Below are 16,133 nucleotides of genomic sequence, written 5' to 3' on the forward strand. Positions count from 1 at the left end.
CTATGACGACACCGGATGATCTGGATTTCGATGCCATCTATCGGGGCGCGGGCGGCCCGTTCGGGCCGGGTGTCAAACCGCCGTGGAGTATCGGCGAACCGCAGCCGGAGCTCGCCGTCTTGATCGAGCAGGGCAAATTCCACGGTGACGTGCTCGACGTCGGATGCGGGGAGGCGGCGATCTCGCTGTATCTGGCCGAGCGGGGTTACCGGACCGTGGGATTGGATCTGTCGCCGACCGCGATCGAGCTGGCTCGTGCCGAGGCGGCCCGGCGTGGCTTGCCGAACGCTTCGTTCGAGGTCGCCGACATCACCTCGTTCACCGGCTACGACGGCCGCTTCGGCACCATCGTCGACAGCACGCTGTTCCATTCGATCCCGGTCGAGTCGCGGGATGGTTACCAGCAGGCGATCGTCCGCGCCGCCGCGCCGGGCGCGTCGTACTTCGCGCTCGTGTTCGACCGGGCAGGCTTGCCCGAAGTGCCCCAGCCGGGGCCGTCGCCGGTCACCGCCGATGAGCTCGGGGAGGTGGTGTCGAAGTATTGGACGATCGATGAGATCAGGCCGGCGCGAATTCACGCCGACTTGCCCGCGGAGTTGCCCGAGGGCGCGCCGGTCCGGTTCGAAGGGATACGCGACGAGCCCGGCGGCCGCAAGTCGGTTCCGGCCTGGCTGCTGTCGGCCCACCTGGGCTGATTCTCCGACAGCGAGGTCGCATCGAAGTGCCCGGGCTTCCTCTGCGCTGGTCTCGAGCTGCACCATCTCAAGGGCTTCACCGGCATTGCCTAGGCTCGACCGCATGCGTAGATGGATGGACCGGGCATTGCTCGGTGTGGGGTGGTGCGCAGTAGCCGTGGGCGCCATCGGGATGGTGCTGCACTTCGGGGCGTGGCAGCGACGCGGGCTGGTGTTGCTCGCGTCGGGGGCGTCGTATTTCATGACCGGCGCGATCGTCGGCCTGGTGTTGTTGCTTATAGCGCGCGGGTGGCGCAGCGCGGCTGTCGCCGGGGTGCTGGCCGTCGCGGCGCTGTGGACGCTGGTGCCCGCGTTCGTGCCGGAGAGCCGCGCCGCGAGCGGCCCGGAGCTCACCGTCATGCAGTCGAATCTGCTTTTCGGCGGCGCCGATCCGGCCGCCGTGGTGCGCGCGGTGCGGGACAACCGGGTCGACGTGCTGACGGTGGACGAACTGACCGAGGCCGCGCTGGATCGGTTGGCGAGCGCAGGCCTGCCCGGCGAATTGCCGTATCACTACACCGAGCCCACCCGCGACGGCGGTGGCGGCACCGGTATCTACAGCCGTTATCCACTGCGCGACACCGTGAAATACGACGGATACATCCTCAACAACGTCTCCGCGACGATGGATCACCCCGAACGGGGTCCGATCACGGTCTTCGCGTTCCATCCGGTCCCGCCGCCGTTCGATTTCCCCGCCTGGCAGGCGGAGATGCGCAGAACCCTGGAGATCCTCGACGCCCAGCGTGGTCCGGCCATCGTGGGCGCCGACTTCAACGCGACCCGCGACCACACGGCCTTCCGCGACCTGCTGCGTGGACGCTTCGCCTCGGCGGCCGACCAAGCGGGAGCGGGCCTGCTGCCCACCTTCCCGGCCGATCGCACCTGGGGACCGGTGATCGGCATCGACCACATCTTGCTCGCCGACGCCACCGCCGAACAGGTGCGCACCCTCTCCGTCCCCGGCTCCGACCACCGAGCGCTGCTGTCCCGCGTCCGCCTGCGGTGACGGGCGTGAAAACGCTGCGCGCCTTGCCCGTTCGGAGGCGATCGTGGCGTTGTGATGCGCGCAGCGCGCTCGCGGCGATTACGATGTGAGCGCTCGGCGGGCCCGAGACGCGGTACTCGGGGAGGCGAGTTCATGACGAGGATCAGGCGATTCGGTGTTGCCGTGCTCGCGGTGATGGCGACGGTGGTGGCCGGATGCGCGCAGGGCGCGAACGGCCGTGCGGCGCAGCCGGTTTCGCCGCCTTCCGACACCTGGGAGCTGGCCGGATCGATGACGGCTTCCGGCCCGAACGGGCCTCGCAAGGGCGTGCCGGACGCGCCGCTCACGGCGGAGAACGGCGACGGCGGCGCCGTCGACAAACTGGCTCTCAACACCATCGCCGACGTGCAGGACTTCTGGACCACCGAGTATTCCGAGCATTTTCCCGGCACCTTCAAACCGGTGACCAGGTTCATCTCCTGGGACGCCGAAGCGCCCAGGACCCAGTCGGTCAAGTTCTGCAAATCCGACACCTACCAGGTGGTGAACGCCGCCTACTGCGGCGGTGACCACACCATCGGCTGGGACCGGGGAGTCCTGCTGCCGAAGCTGGTGCAGAAGTACGGCGAGATGGCGGTGGTGATGGTGCTGGCCCACGAGTACGGGCACGCCATCCAAGGGCAGGCCAGGCTCGCGGGCTTGCTGACCCCGCCGCTGGTGCAGGAGCAGCAGGCCGACTGCCTCGCCGGTGTCTTCCTGCGGCATGTGGCCGAAGGGAATTCGGCGCACTTCACGCTCAACACCACCGACGGCCTCAACGCCGTGCTCGGCGCGACGGTGGCCGTGCGCGACCGGGACCCGAACGATCCGGACAACGTGCACGGCTCGGCCTTCGAGCGGGTGACCGCGGTGCAGATCGGCTACACCGACGGCGCCGACGGCTGCAAGAAGATCACCAGGAAGGAGATCGCCCAGCGCCGCGGCGATCTCCCCACCACCTTCGAGCCCGGTGAGGAGCAGGCGCAGCTTCCGGTGGACGCCGCCGCGCTGACCAGCCTGAGCACGGCGTTGACCAAGATCTTCCCGGTCACCCGCACGCCGCAATTCGACTACTCCGGCGTCGGCCGCGGCTGCTCGGACGGAACCGTCACCCGGCCGGTGTCGTACTGCCCGAGCGTCAACCGGATCGGCACGGACGTGCCCGCCCTGGCCCGCCGCGGCGGAACGATGGCGGACGACGACCCGCTGTCGGCGGTCGTGGACGGCGACTACAACGCGTTCGTCGTCTTCGTCTCGCGCTATGTGCTCGCGGTGCAACAGGATCGCAAGCTGTCGCTGACCGGCGCGGAGACAGCCGGTCTGCGCACCGCCTGCCTCAGCGGCGTGGTGACCACCAGATTGAGCGAGCCGGGCAGCGACCCGCACCTGTCCGCGGGCGACCTGGACGAAGCGGTCTCCGGCCTGCTCGCCGACGGCCTCGCTGCCGCCGACGTGAACGGCAAGGTCGTGCCGAGCGGCTACCAGCGGCTGGAAGCGTTCCGCACCGGCGTCCTGGACGGTGAGAGCGCCTGCCTGGCCGAGTTCCGGTAGGCGCTACACCGGCAGCGACCGCAGCGAGCTGAGCGTGCCCGCCAGCGCGCGGGCCGCTTCGGCGCCCTTGGTCACGAAATGCTCGGTGAAATACGTGACGTGCTCGCTGTGCTCGTGGAAGTGGTGCGGGGTGAGCACCACCGAGAACACCGGCACGTCGGTGTCCAGCTGCACCCGCATCAGCCCGTCGATCACCGCCGAGGCCACGAAATCGTGCCGGTAGATACCCCCGTCCACCACCAGCGCGGACGCGACGATCGCCGCGTACCGGCCGGAACGCGCCAGACGCTTGGCGTGGAGCGGGATCTCGAAAGCGCCCGGCACCTCGAAGACATCGATGGTCGCGGGATCGAAACCGAGGTCGGCGTACTCGGCGCGGAAGCCCTCGTACGCCTTGCCGACGATCGAGGCGTGCCAGCTGGCACGGATGAACGCGATGGATCCGGTGGTACTCATGCAGGGATACTACTGTCCGGTAAGGTGCGCTTCCAGCCATCCGACGACATCATCGAGCACTTTGTCCTGCTCGGGCTCGTTGAACACCTCGTGGTAGAGCCCTTCGTAGCGGATCACCGTGAGGTCTTTCGACCCGGCGCCCCGCTCGATGAGGTCGGAGCTCGACGGAGCGGCGATCGCGTCGGCCGTGCCGTGCAGCACCAGCAGCGGCACGGTCACCCGCGCCAAGCGCTGCTTGACCGTGTCGGTGGCGCTCAGCATCTCGGCGCCGGTGCGCGCGGGCAGCTTGCCGCGATACACCAGCGGATCGTTGTCGTAGGCCGCGACGACCGCGGGGTCGCGGCTGATCTGCGACGAATCGAGTTTCAGCACACCGAGATTCGGGGTGAACCTGCTCAGCACCGGCGCGAGCGCGCGCTGCACCGGATTGCCAACCGGGATGTCCAGCGGCGGGGCGGACAGCACGATGCCCGCCACGTCGATCGGCGCGCGGGTGGCCAGGTACAGGGTGATCAGGCTGCCCATCGAGTGCGCGAGCAGGAAGCGCGGCACGCCGGGCTGTTCCCGGCTCGCGATGTCCAGCATGGCGGCGACATTGTCCGCGGCGCCCGCCATGGAGCCGATATTGGCCTTGCCGCCCGCGGACTTGCCGTGGCCGATGTGATCGAGCGCGTAGACCGCGAAACCGGCGGCGACCAGACGCTGCCCCACGTGGACATAGCGGCCGGAATGCTCGGCCACACCGTGGACCAGGACGATCACGCCCCGCGGCGCGCCCTCCGGCAGCCACGCCCGCCAGGCCACTCCGCTGCCGACGCCGTCGAACTCACCGGACTCGGTGCGGATCGCGGGCGTGGCGTCGCCCGCCGTCGGCTCGGTCGTCATCCATCAGCTCCTGACGTCGATGGCGCGCCGACCGTCGCGAAATGCTCGATCAGTCGCCGGTTGAACTCGATGAGTCGAGCGTAGTTGACGCGGGAGATGCGCTCGTCGGTTCCGTGGATCGAGCCGAGGTCGCGCTCGTCCAGCACGATGGGGGCGAAATTGCACCGGGTGCCCGCCAGGTCGTCGTAGTGCCTGGAGTCGGTGGCGCCGGGGACGATGCCGGTGGTCACCGCGATGCCGGGGACGACGGCGCGGGCGAGGCCGGCGATCAGATCGAAGGCGGGGCCCGGTCCGGTGATCCGTGACGGCTCCGATGACATGCCGACGAGTTCGAATCGGATTCCTCTGTCGCGCACCACTTTCCGGCAGTGCGCCAGCACCGAGGCGACCGTGTCGCCGGGCAGGATGCGGAAGTTCACCATGGCCTCGGCCCGCTGGGGCAGCACGTTGGCCCGCACGCCGCCGCGGATCACCGTCGGCGCCGTTGTGGTGCGCACCATGGCCTCGGTCTGCGGCTGGGTGGCCATCACCCGGGTGATCACCGGCGCGGCCAGCTTCGCCAGACCGAGCAGGCGCCGCCGCGGCGCGGGCATGACCTCGCGGATCCTGGTCAGCATGTCCGCGATCACCGGGGTCAGGCGCAGCGGCATCGGATGGTCCTGGATGCGGCTCACCGCCCGCGCGATCCGGCCGACCGCGGTCTGCCTGCCCGGCATGGACGAGTGCCCACCCACCTCGGTGACCGACAGCCGGACCGTCGCGTACCCCTTCTCCCCGAGCATGATCGTCGCCACCGGCTGCCGCACGCCCTCCACGACGCCGGCGGTGATCACGCCGCCCTCGTCCAGCAGCAGATCCGCGCGCACCCCCGCCGCGCGCAGGTGCTCGGCCATCCGCTCGGCGCCCTCGCCGCCGAAGACCTCCTCGTCGTGCCCGAAGGCCAGGTACACGGTGTGCCGGGGCCGCAGGCCCGCGGCGAGCGCCGATTCGACCGCCTCCAGGATGGCGAGCACGCGGCTCTTGTCATCGATCGCCCCGCGCCCCCAGATGAACTCGCCGTCGACCACGCCGGCGAACGGCGGGTGCGTCCAGCGCTTGGCGTCGTCCACCGGCACCACGTCCTGATGCGCGAGCAGGATCGCGGCCACCCGGTCCGGTTCGGCGCCGGGCCAGCGGTAGAGCCTGCTGTGGGCGAACATCCGCAATTCGAGTTCGGCGTGCACCCGGGGGAACGAGGCCCGCAGGTGCGCGTCGAGGCGGTCGAACGCCGCGCTGTCGGCTTCGCTCGGGTCGTCGGTGGACACCGTCGCACAGCGCAGCGCGGCGGCGAGGCGTTCGGCGGTCGGGTCGTCGACCGGCTCCGTCATCGGTCACCGGCGCGGTCGGGCGGATTCATGGACACCGTTGCATTGTTCAACACACGCGGGTCCAAGGCGATCGTCTTCTCGTTTCGCCACTTCACGATGCCTTCGGTGAGCCCGCCCGGCAGATCGGGACGACGCGTTCCGGTCAGCAGGGGCAGCTCGATGCGCGCGGAGGTCACCGAGACCGCCGCGAGGGCGGGGGAGTGCGACCACACGTCGTCGACCACGTCGGTGATCCGCACGCCGATCCGGTGGCCCGCCGCGATCGGCCAGTCCTGGGCGAGCAGCCGGACCTCGGCGGTGTCGCGGACGGGTGCGATCCCGCGGGTGATGACGGTGGCCCGCAGGTCGGGCGCGATGTCGTAGAGCTCGACCGCGACCGTGGCGCTCGGCGGGCCGCTGAGCCGGAGGGTTGCGGTGGGGATGCCGGACAGGTGCTGATCACCGGTCAGCGGCGCGGAGACCGACCAGATCTCGCGATCGGGGCCGGGGAGCAGCCCGCGGTCGGTGTACTCGCCGGTCCGCAACTCGACCGGGACCCGGCTCGCGTCGGCGGGCGGCCACGCCGTCTCGGCGCGCCAGCGGCCGTCGAACTGGCCGACGGTGATCCGCGGGCCCGGCACCTGCACGTCGCGGGCGGCGACGTGCTTGTCGAAGAACGCGAGCAGTTCGGTGTCGAAGTGGGGCGTGCCGCATTTGTCGTGGCAGGTGCGGTGTCCCCACTGGCCGAACCAAGCGCGGTGCTCGCCTGGCCCGAGGCCGTTCCACAGATCGAACACACGGTAGGCCCGGGTGTTGTAGTCGACGAAGCCTTGCCCGAGGAACAGCGGGATCGTGGCGCCGCGCAGCCGCGCGACCAGATCGCGATCCCGCCAGAAGACGGTGTCGGGGTTGTGGTCGCCGATCTCGGCGAGGTAGCGCTGATAGCACTGCCACGGCAACTGCGTCGCATTCGCCTGGTATTCGCCGGAGTCCTCCGGGCGCGGCGGGGTCGAGGCGATGAGCAGGTGCTCGAGTCCCGCGAAGTCGGCCGGGCGCACCCCGCTCTCGGTGACCGGCTTGCCGGAGAACTTCCACGAGACGCCCTGCATGTACAGGTAGGAGTACGGATCGACGACCGGCTCGAACGCGCCCACCGCGGCGAGGCCCTTCGGGGCGGCGGCCAGGCCCATCAGGCCGGTCCACGCCTCGTACGACGTGCCGAACAATCCGACCCGGCCGGTGGACCACGGCTGGCTCGCCGCCCACTCCACGGCGGCGGCGACGTCGGCTCGTTCCCCTTGGCCGCCGAAATCGGGGCAGCCGCTGGAGCCGCCGAACCCGCGCAGGTCGACGATGACGTAGGTGTATCCGGCGTTCAGGAACAACTCGGCGGTGAGATTGTCGGTGGACGGGCCGCCGGTCACGCGCGGTTCGCTCAGGTACGCCAGGTGCGCGCGATACGGGCTGACGGTGAGGATGACGGGCGTGCGGGTGTCATCGGAGACGTCGGCCGGGCGCAGGATGTCCGCGTGCAGGCGAGTGCCGTCCGTGCCGTCGATGAACGCTTGCTTCCACTGATAGGGCACCGGCAGCGGTTCCGCGGCCGCTCGAGCGGGGATGCACGCGGCCAACAGCAACATCAGGCCGCAGAGGGCACGAGACAGGACGGCTCGTTCGATCACCATAGGACTATCGAGTGTGGCCGCACGGTCGTCCAGCCCCCGGAACCGGGGTAGTGGTTCTGTACTTGTCGTCTCCCCGCCGACTTCGCGCGGGCCGGGGCGAAGCCACAATGCGATGCCAATCGAAAGCATTCCTGCGGAAGCCATTCTGCGCCAGCCCGAAAACGCCGGAGGTAATCGAAAACCTCGATCGGGGATCGACTTTCCGCCGCGTGATCCGTGCGCCCGCCGCGCGCGGCCCGGTGTCACGCGGCGCGGATGTCGCAGGTCCCGGCGGTGTTCGGCGCGGAGGCGATATCTGATATGGCAAACGGCTATAGTCCGGCGAACTACGGGAACTCGCAAGGGGATTCGTCTGGTGTCCCGGCTGCGGCGGCGTATGATCACCCCAGTGCGAATACCCGGGGGAAGAATGAGCGAGCCGGCGACAACGGATTGGGAACAGTTCGTGCAAGCGCTGGCGCACTGCCTCTCGGAGCTGCCGTCGCGGGCAACCCTCATCATCGCCGCCCCCGGAAATCGCTATGTCCAATTTGTCCAATACGACATCAAATTATCCGCCGAACTGGCCGGAAACAATTATCTGAGCAACCCGATACCGGAGACCGCCGTGCGGGAGTTGCGGGCACTGGGCTGGCACGCGCCCGCGGACGGGCACGACGCGGACAACTGGACCAGGGTCTTGTTCTGGCCCATCGCGCCGAACAGCTTGCTGGAGTTCGCGCGCTCGGTCGCCATCGGCCTGCGCGACGCTCTCGGTGTCGCTGCCCCGGCCGAGTTGCGAGCGATGGGCTGGACCGAGGCATCGGGTGACCTGGATCTCACGGTGCTCGGATCGATCGCGCGCCGGGGGTAGCGCCCGGTCGGGCCGCTGTCCCACGGCGGAGCCGCGACTACCTGGGCACTATCCTGAGAGTCATGGCAGCAGGTAAGCCCACCAAGGAAGCGAAGGCCGCGGCGAAAGCGGCCCGCAAGCAGCAGTCGAGGGAACGCCGCAAGCAGTTGTGGCAGGCGTTCCAGATGCAGCGCAAGGAAGACAAGCTGCTGCTTCCGCTGATGATCGGCGCCCTGGTCGGCAGCACCGCCGTCTTCGCCGTGATCGGCCTGATCTTCGGGCTGACCTGGTTCCTGATCCCGCTGGGCGTCGTGCTCGGCGCGCTGGTGGCGTTCATCATCTTCGGCAGGCGGGTGCAGAAGAGCGTCTACCGCAAGGCCGAGGGCCAAGCGGGCGCCGCGGCCTGGGTGCTGGACAACCTGCAAGGCAAATGGCGGGTGAGCAACGGCGTCGCCGCCACTACGCAACTGGACGCGGTGCACCGGGTGATCGGCCTGCCCGGTGTGGTGCTGGTCGCCGAGGGCGCCCCGCAGCGGGTCAAGTCGCTGCTCGCCCAGGAGAAGAAGCGCACCGCCAGGCTGATCGGCGACACTCCGATCTACGACGTCGTCATCGGCAACGACGAAGGCCAGGTCCCGCTCAAGGACCTCCAGCGTTACCTCACCAAGCTGCCGCGCAACATCGACACCAAGCGCATGGACCTCATCGAAGGCAGGCTCTCGGCCCTCAGCGCGCGCAGCGGGCCCGCCCTGCCGAAGGGGCCGATGCCCGCGGGCGCCAAGATGCGCGGCGTGCAGCGCACGATCCGCCGTCGCTGATCCTGCTCCGGCGCGCTGGGCGGCCTTGTGGGCGCGCGCTGTCCTCGAACTCGAAAGGCCCGCCTCCCTGTCCCGGAGGCGGGCCTTTCGGTCGGATCGCTACCGCGCGAATCGGACGTTCAGCGTGAGTGCACCAGCGCCGTGCCGGTCGCGCGGTCGTGCATGCCGCGCCCGTCGGCGTCGGTGAACAGCGCGGGCACCACGAACAGCAGCAGCACCTGCCTGGCCAGCGCCCGCACGAAGCCGACCGGCACCGCCGCGTCGACGCGCACCGTGCGCAGCCGCAGGAAATACTGCCCCGGGGTGAACCCGAACAGCGTGACCGCGCCCACGCCGATGACGAACCAGATGAGCAGCGTCAGACTCGACGCCGAACCGCTGCGGGTGATCAGCGCGGCGATGCCGAGGGCGATCAGCCAGTCCACGAACAGGGCGGCGATACGGCGGCCCATACCGGCCAGCGAGCCCGCCCCGGTCTTCGGCAGGCCGAGTTGCGCACCGGGGAACTCGGGGGTTGCCGGGCCGCCGGAGTCGGCCGGGGGTCCGGAAAGCCAGGAGCCGGTGATGCGTGCCATGCACCCCACAATAGGCGCGACGGAACGGGCTCCGGGCATCGCATATGCGGAGTTCAGCGTCGCCGCGCGCCACCGCGAGGGCAGGACTACCATGCATTTCGAGTCATGGTGGTCAGCACCACGCCGCCGGATGCACGTGTAACACCGGCGAAACACATCCTTGACTGCAGGGAAACACGGCATCCATAGCGTCTGGTCGCGACGAACCCATGCAAGCGACACTGGCTGGGAACCGATCCGTAAGGAGAACAAGTGACGTTCAGCACGGCCGACGAGGTCATCAAATACATCGCTGACGAGGACATCGAGTACGTCGACATCCGCTTCAGCGACCTGCCCGGTGTGCAGCAGCACTTCTCGATCCCGGGGAAGGCCTTCACGACCGACCTCGCCGAGGAAGGGCTAGCGTTCGACGGCTCCTCCGTTCGTGGGTTCCAGTCCATCGACGAGTCGGACATGCTGCTGCTGCCCGACTTCTCCACCGCGCGTGTCGACCCGTTCCGCGCCGCCAAGACGCTGAACCTCAACTTCTTCGTGCACGACCCGTTCACCCGCGAGGCCTACAGCCGCGACCCGCGTAACGTCGCGCGCAAGGCGGAGGAGTACCTGCGCTCCACCGGCATCGCCGACACCGCGTACTTCGGTCCCGAGGCGGAGTTCTACATCTTCGACTCGATCCGCTACGACTCGGCCATGAACGGCGCCTTCTACGAGATCGAGTCGGTCTCCGGCTCCTGGAACACCGGCGCGGAGTTCAACCCGGACGGCACCCGCAACCGCGGTTACAAGGTTCGCAACAAGGGCGGCTACTTCCCGGTCGCGCCCTACGACCACTACGTCGACCTGCGCGACAAGATCTCGACCAACCTGCAGAACTCCGGCTTCGAGCTGGAGCGCGGCCACCACGAGGTCGGCACCGCCGGTCAGGCCGAGATCAACTACAAGTTCAACACCCTGCTCGCCGCGGCCGACGACCTGCAGCTGTTCAAGTACATCGTCAAGAACACCGCGTGGCAGGAAGGCAAGACCGTCACCTTCATGCCGAAGCCGCTCTTCGGTGACAACGGCTCGGGCATGCACGTGCACCAGTCGCTGTGGAAGGACGGCAAGCCGCTGTTCCACGACGAGGCCGGCTACGGCGGCCTGTCCGACCTGGCCCGCCACTACATCGGCGGCATCCTGCACCACGCGCCGTCGCTGCTGGCGTTCACCAACCCGACGGTGAACTCCTACCACCGCCTGGTCCCCGGCTACGAGGCCCCGATCAACCTGGTGTACTCGCAGCGCAACCGCTCCGCCGCGGTCCGCATCCCGGTCACCGGCAACAACCCGAAGGCCAAGCGCCTCGAGTTCCGCGCGCCGGACTCCTCGGGCAACCCGTACCTGGCCTTCGCCGCCATGATGATGGCAGGCCTGGACGGCATCAAGAAGAAGATCGAGCCGCTGGCCCCGGTCGACAAGGACCTCTACGAGCTCCCGCCGGAGGAGGCCAAGAACATCCCGCAGGCCCCCACCAGCCTGGCCTCGGTCATCGACCGCCTCGAGCAGGACCACGACTACCTCACCGAAGGCAATGTCTTCACCGAGGACCTGATCGAGACCTGGATCACCCTCAAGCGTGAGGGCGAGATCGCCCCGGTGAACCTGCGTCCGCACCCGTACGAGTTCGAGCTGTACTTCGACGTGTAAGCCCTTCCGGGCTTCTGACCTGCGGCGGAGCATCTAACCAAGGTCCTCCGTCCGCAGTCCGTCCGCAGTAGCTTCCCGCGAGTCCATCCGTTCCGCGATCACTTCACCGATTGCCGAACGGGTGGACTCGTCTGCGTCCGGCCACAGATGCCCGTAGGTGTCGAGCGTGGTCTTCGCGCTGGCGTGGCGGACCCGCGCTTGCACGGTCTTGATGTCGGCGCCCTTGGAGATGAGCAGCGACGCGAAGTAGTGGCGCAGGTCGTGGAAGGTGAACTCGTCCGGGAGGCCCGCCACCTTGCCCGCGTCCCGGAGCTCCCGCAAGCGCCGCTCGATCAGCCACGGGGGAGCGGGGGCACCTTCGCCGTTGGTGACCATGTGCTCATGCGGCCACTTCTTCACCGCGGCCGACAGCAGCAACGTCAGTTCCCGAGGAATCGGGATCGGCGTCTCGCTGGTCTCCGTCTTCAATGGCTTGTCCGGCCACTGCCGCTTCGGGTACACCACACCCCGCGTGAAGTCGATATCCGCGACCCGCAGCCCGGACACCTCAGCGACGCGCAGGCCCGCGAACAGCCCGAGCAGAATTGCCGGACGAAGGTGGGCAGGCATCGCGTCGTGCAACGCCCACACCTGCTCGGTCGTCGCCACGTACGGCTTCTGCTTCCCGGTCGGCGGTGAAGTCTTGCGCGAGCACGGGTTGCGGACCAACAGGCCCTCGTGCACGGCATCGTTCATGATCTGCGACAGCCGAGCGTGCAGGGCGTAGACGTAGCTGGGCTCATGTCCGGCCTTCTTGAGCTTGGCCACCCACGCCTTCACCGAGGACGGCCGCACCGCCGACAAAGGCACGTTGCCGAACTCCTGGGTGATCTGTGCGATGTGCACCTTGCCCTGGCGCACCGTCGTGTCGCGGTTCACGCCGTAGCCGACGATCCACTTGTCACACCACTGCTGCACGGTCAGCTGGGCATCGCGAGGCGCGATGTGCGTTCCCTGCTCCAGTGCGCTGGTCTGGGTATTCAGCCACCGTTGAGCGTCGGTCTTGCGGTCGAAGCCCTTCGCGTGTTCGTTGCCCTGGTCATCGACGTAGCGGGCACGCCATTTCTTGCCCTTGCCGTAGTTAGCCGAAGGAACCTGCTCGCTGGTCTTCGTCCCGTCCGGCCCGACCACGACAACGGTCTTGTACCAGCGCGGTTCGATCCCAGCGCGCCGGTTCCTCCGGACAGCCATCAGGCAGCCTCGCCGCGTCCGGTCAGCTTCTCCTGCTCAGCGATCCAGGCCAGCACAACCGACTTGCGCCACACCCGCCGCCGCGGACCGAGCTTGAAGCTTGCGGGCCCCGAACCGACGTGCGCCCACCACCGCCAGGTGGCCTCCGGAATCCCGGTCAGCGCTTCGCAGTCCTTCGCTCGCAGGTAGGTCTCTTCCTCGCTCATCTCTTCCCTCCCTGTTCCTATGCCGCCGTGTCGTCGGCTGAATCATGTTGTGCCGCAGCGGGTTCACTGGGACGCAGGTCTATCGGTGGGGCGGCGAGTTGGGCGCGGGTGTACTCGGCCTGCCAGGTGATCTTCTGGGCCACCATCTGCATGATCAGGTGCTCCCGAGGCGGCACGTTCGGATCGCCGGGTTCGGCCGGGGTGATCTGAAGCCGGGAGATGACCTCGCGGGAGATCCCGGCTTCGGCGAGGCGTTGCCGAACGAACTCCGCACGGTCGGCCTTGTGGTCGGCCAGGTCCTTGCCGGTCCACTTCCGCGACACCAGCACTCGACGCCCCCGCAACCCCAACGTGTCCCGCCGATGCGCCTTGCCCTTACACAGCCCCGGAATCGTCTTCGCCGTGGCGCCCTTGGGGACGATGCCGTAGCGGAACCACACCCCGCAGCTCGGGGAGCACGGCGTCCGGCACAGCTCCGCGTGCAACCGGTCGTAGTGGTCGGCCGCGCGCTGGGTCTTGGCCTCGAGCACGTCGCCCACGGACTTGGTGAGGTACTTCGTCAGGTACCCGATATGCCGCCCGGCCTCTTCGGTGCCGCCGAGGATGCCCTTGGCGTCGACCTGGGTACCGAACCGCACCACATGCGCGGGCTCCAGCTCGTCCACGGTGTCCATCAGGTCCAACGCCTCGGTGAACGTCGGCACCGGCTCACCGGTGTCGGGGTCGACGAATCGGCCGGCGGTGTAGTCCCAGTGCGGCATGCGGTCGGTGTAGACCTCGTGGTCGAAGTGCGGCCACCACACCTGGTGATAGGTCGCGGCCGCCAGCTGGCGGATCAGTTCCTTCGGGTCGGTACCGCGGACTCCGATGTGGATGTGCGGGGCCCCACGGCGCTGCGGCTCCACCGTCGCGAAGTACTGCACATCACGGCCCGAGGCGCGGCGGTAGTTCTGGATGAACCGGTCGAACAACGCCGAGAAGTGGATCGCGTCCCGCGCCGCACGCCGGTAGTCGTAGCTGTCCGGGTCCACCGGCGAACCGTCGGAGATCGGCTTGCCCTTCTCGTCCACCCCGGCGCCGTCGCGGTTGATCCGCCCGTAGGACGGCAGCGTGAGAGTCAGGAACAGCGACGGCCGGTACTTGCCCGCGTACACCCGCCCGACCGTGGTCTTGGCGACCTTCTTGCGCGGCAGGTCCGGCTGCTCCTGGCGCCGCCGGGTGGAGCGCTTGCGCACCGGCTTGGACTCCGGGTCCAGGCTGGGCAGCTTGCCCTTGATCCCGGTCGCGCGGAGCTCTTCGTCGAGGTCGGCTACGACTTCGCGGATGCCGTCCATCGCGTCTTCGTCGCCGTCGTCGCGGGCCTTGTCGTACTCCTGCATCAGCGTCGCGCGCGCGGTGAGCAGTTCGGTTTGCTGCTCGGTGGGTGCCTTCTTGTCCTCCACAGGTTCCTCCTCGATGTGCCAGCCCTCCCGGGCCTGCTGTTGACGAAGCCGCAAAGCCCGCGTCGCGCAGGCCGGGCACACGCACTCCAACGTCGACTTGCACGGGGCGCCAACGTATTTCGACCCGTGCGTGTCCAGGTCGGTCGCCAGCATGGCCAGCGGTCGGCGGCACACCCCGTGCTGTTCGGCCATGTCGTACGCGAGTTCAACGACATTGAGCCGGGCCCGTCGCTCGGCTGCCGTTTCACGGGCCGCAGCCCCATCACCGTCGGTGACAGGGCTGGGCAGTTGCGTGACGTGCTCCGCCGTCATGCCGCGTGGCTCCTCAGGGTCGCGAACTTCGCCGACTGGACCACTCCGAACAGGCAGCCGCAGCCACCCGGGCGCGTCCACGGCGTTCCCGCGCAGGCCGAGCAGGTCTCCCACTGTGAGGACTCGTGCCGCACTACGCAGTCCGACGACTCGCAGCCCGAGCGTTCGCACCAGATGCAGATACCAGCGAACGACAACCGCGACGGCCGCGCCGACGCCGTCTCATCCGGCCACAGATCGGCGACCGACTTCCCCAGCTGCGCAGCCACCGCATAGCGGGTCACCGGGTGCGGACGCCGCCCCTGGGCCACCCAGCGCTCGACCGTCTTCGGGTCCACCTGCACCCGCTCCGCCAGCTTCGCCGGAGTCAAGCCCGCCAGCAGGATCGCCTCCCGCAAGGTCGTGTTCGCCGCCATCACGCCACCGCCCCGAGCTCGATCACGTCGTCCAGCTCCACCGGCGCATGCGGCGTGGTCGCCAGCACCCACTCCACCGGGTTCAACCGCAGCACCACCTCAGCGAAGTCGGTCGCCTGCCACAGCGTCGCGTCGTGCTCCTCGCTGTAGGCCAGACGCAGCAGCCCGCACTCACGCCACCGCACGCACATCGCGCCGAACTCCGGCGAGCCCACCGGACCCAGTCCCGCGATTTCCTCGAACGCGATAGACATCCGGTTCGGTCGCGCCGACAGCCAGGCCAGCAACCAACGCTCCTGGATGGACAACGCCTCCGCGCCCAGCAACAGCAACCGTGCTTGAGCCTCGGTCATCACTGTGTCCACTTGCGACTGCACGACTTGTGTGTTCATCGAGAAAACCTCCGACCCAAACGAGACCAACTGATGCATATCAGTATGCATCAGTGCGTAGCAGTATGGAAGCGTCTGACCTAGATCGGCGCATATCGGTTTACGTACACTTGCCCGATGGACTCCGTACGCGCTGGCCTCGCCACATATCGGCGGGTTGTAGAGCAAATCAAGGACGAAATTCGCTCTGGCGCCCGCCAGCCCGGCGACCGCCTGCCGGGGAACCGTCGGCTCGCGGAAGACTTCGGGGTGTCGCTGGGCACTGCGCAAAAGGCTCTCCGAGTGCTTCAAGACGAGGGATGGGTGGTGACTACGCCAGCCGTCGGCGTCTTCGTTGCGGCCGATCGGCCAAGCGATCCGATCCACGATCTCGACGACCTTCGCGCTGAGGTTCAACAACTGCGCAGGATTACGGATGACCTTGGCGCGCGTCTCGATCGAATCGAGGGCAACACCCAAGGCCGGGGCTGAAAGACCGGCCGTCCCGGTCGGCGTTGTGCGCTTCACGATTTCAGGAAACGCCGACACGATGTTGCG

16 protein-coding genes are annotated in these 16,133 nt (G+C 68.4%); 6 read left to right on the forward strand and 10 right to left on the reverse strand.

The window, feature by feature from the left end; genetic code table 11:
* Window positions 1–2: 2 nt before the first annotated feature.
* The 3 genes from U3653_RS07050 to U3653_RS07060 all read left to right on the forward strand — a co-directional run bounded on the left by U3653_RS07050 (window position 3) and on the right by U3653_RS07060 (window position 3,312).
* Window positions 3–695 carry a class I SAM-dependent methyltransferase gene (locus tag U3653_RS07050; RefSeq protein ID WP_195077757.1) on the forward strand — a complete coding sequence of 231 codons (693 nt, stop codon included), beginning with the start codon at window positions 3–5 and terminating at the stop codon, window positions 693–695.
* 103 nt (window positions 696–798) lie between these two features.
* Window positions 799–1,743 carry an endonuclease/exonuclease/phosphatase family protein gene (locus U3653_RS07055; protein ID WP_323123887.1) on the forward strand — a complete coding sequence of 315 codons (945 nt, stop codon included), beginning with the start codon at window positions 799–801 and terminating at the stop codon, window positions 1,741–1,743.
* A 132-nt stretch (window positions 1,744–1,875) separates the two neighbouring features.
* Window positions 1,876–3,312, forward strand: a complete 1,437-nt coding sequence (locus U3653_RS07060; RefSeq protein ID WP_195077758.1) for a neutral zinc metallopeptidase — start codon at window positions 1,876–1,878, stop codon at window positions 3,310–3,312.
* Between the two features lie 3 nt (window positions 3,313–3,315).
* On the opposite strand, the gene U3653_RS07065 is transcribed toward U3653_RS07060, so the two are convergent.
* From U3653_RS07065 to U3653_RS07080, 4 genes are read right to left on the reverse strand one after another with little or no spacing between them, the layout of a single operon-like run.
* Window positions 3,316–3,768: a 6,7-dimethyl-8-ribityllumazine synthase gene (locus U3653_RS07065; RefSeq protein ID WP_195077759.1), complete on the reverse strand. Its 453-nt coding sequence runs from the start codon at window positions 3,766–3,768 to the stop codon at window positions 3,316–3,318.
* Between the two features lie 9 nt (window positions 3,769–3,777).
* Window positions 3,778–4,653 (reverse strand): alpha/beta hydrolase, encoded by an 876-nt coding sequence (locus tag U3653_RS07070; RefSeq protein ID WP_195077760.1) that lies wholly within the window; start codon window positions 4,651–4,653, stop codon window positions 3,778–3,780.
* Window positions 4,650–6,020 carry a M20 family peptidase gene (locus tag U3653_RS07075; protein ID WP_195077761.1) on the reverse strand — a complete coding sequence of 457 codons (1,371 nt, stop codon included), beginning with the start codon at window positions 6,018–6,020 and terminating at the stop codon, window positions 4,650–4,652. The genes U3653_RS07070 and U3653_RS07075 overlap by 4 nt, the downstream gene beginning before the upstream one ends.
* On the reverse strand, window positions 6,017–7,684 hold the full coding sequence (locus U3653_RS07080; RefSeq protein ID WP_195077762.1) for a CocE/NonD family hydrolase: 1,668 nt from the start codon (window positions 7,682–7,684) through the stop codon (window positions 6,017–6,019). Before U3653_RS07080 ends, U3653_RS07075 begins: the two co-directional genes overlap by 4 nt.
* 409 nt (window positions 7,685–8,093) lie before the next feature.
* Between U3653_RS07080 and U3653_RS07085 the strand changes: the two genes are divergently transcribed.
* Window positions 8,094–8,537: a TY-Chap domain-containing protein gene (locus U3653_RS07085; RefSeq protein ID WP_195077763.1), complete on the forward strand. Its 444-nt coding sequence runs from the start codon at window positions 8,094–8,096 to the stop codon at window positions 8,535–8,537.
* A gap of 62 nt (window positions 8,538–8,599) precedes the next feature.
* Window positions 8,600–9,334 (forward strand): DUF4191 domain-containing protein, encoded by a 735-nt coding sequence (locus U3653_RS07090; RefSeq protein WP_195077764.1) that lies wholly within the window; start codon window positions 8,600–8,602, stop codon window positions 9,332–9,334.
* 119 nt (window positions 9,335–9,453) lie between these two features.
* On the opposite strand, the gene U3653_RS07095 is transcribed toward U3653_RS07090, so the two are convergent.
* Window positions 9,454–9,909 carry an RDD family protein gene (locus U3653_RS07095; protein WP_195077765.1) on the reverse strand — a complete coding sequence of 152 codons (456 nt, stop codon included), beginning with the start codon at window positions 9,907–9,909 and terminating at the stop codon, window positions 9,454–9,456.
* A 252-nt stretch (window positions 9,910–10,161) separates the two neighbouring features.
* On the opposite strand from U3653_RS07095, the gene glnA reads away from it, so the two are divergent.
* Window positions 10,162–11,598: a type I glutamate--ammonia ligase gene (glnA, locus tag U3653_RS07100; protein ID WP_067800793.1), complete on the forward strand. Its 1,437-nt coding sequence runs from the start codon at window positions 10,162–10,164 to the stop codon at window positions 11,596–11,598.
* Between the two features lie 33 nt (window positions 11,599–11,631).
* Here the strand turns inward: glnA and U3653_RS07105 are convergent, their stop codons facing one another.
* From U3653_RS07105 to U3653_RS33290, 5 genes are read right to left on the reverse strand one after another with little or no spacing between them, the layout of a single operon-like run.
* Entirely contained in the window at window positions 11,632–12,828 is a 1,197-nt protein-coding gene (locus tag U3653_RS07105) for a tyrosine-type recombinase/integrase (RefSeq protein ID WP_195077766.1), read from the reverse strand.
* Complete coding sequence (locus tag U3653_RS07110; RefSeq protein WP_195077767.1) at window positions 12,828–13,034, reverse strand: helix-turn-helix transcriptional regulator; 207 nt, start codon at window positions 13,032–13,034, stop codon at window positions 12,828–12,830. Before U3653_RS07110 ends, U3653_RS07105 begins: the two co-directional genes overlap by 1 nt.
* A 17-nt stretch (window positions 13,035–13,051) precedes the next feature.
* Window positions 13,052–14,788 carry a replication initiator gene (locus U3653_RS07115; protein ID WP_323123886.1) on the reverse strand — a complete coding sequence of 579 codons (1,737 nt, stop codon included), beginning with the start codon at window positions 14,786–14,788 and terminating at the stop codon, window positions 13,052–13,054.
* Window positions 14,785–15,204, reverse strand: coding sequence for a helix-turn-helix transcriptional regulator (locus tag U3653_RS07120; protein ID WP_195077768.1), 420 nt, complete (start codon window positions 15,202–15,204; stop codon window positions 14,785–14,787). Before U3653_RS07120 ends, U3653_RS07115 begins: the two co-directional genes overlap by 4 nt.
* Window positions 15,204–16,103, reverse strand: a complete 900-nt coding sequence (locus U3653_RS33290; RefSeq protein WP_435406547.1) for a hypothetical protein — start codon at window positions 16,101–16,103, stop codon at window positions 15,204–15,206. The genes U3653_RS07120 and U3653_RS33290 overlap by 1 nt, the downstream gene beginning before the upstream one ends.
* Window positions 16,104–16,133 lie beyond the last annotated feature (30 nt).

The sequence above is a fragment of the Nocardia implantans genome (assembly GCF_035544775.1).
Classification (GTDB): domain Bacteria; phylum Actinomycetota; class Actinomycetes; order Mycobacteriales; family Mycobacteriaceae; genus Nocardia; species Nocardia implantans.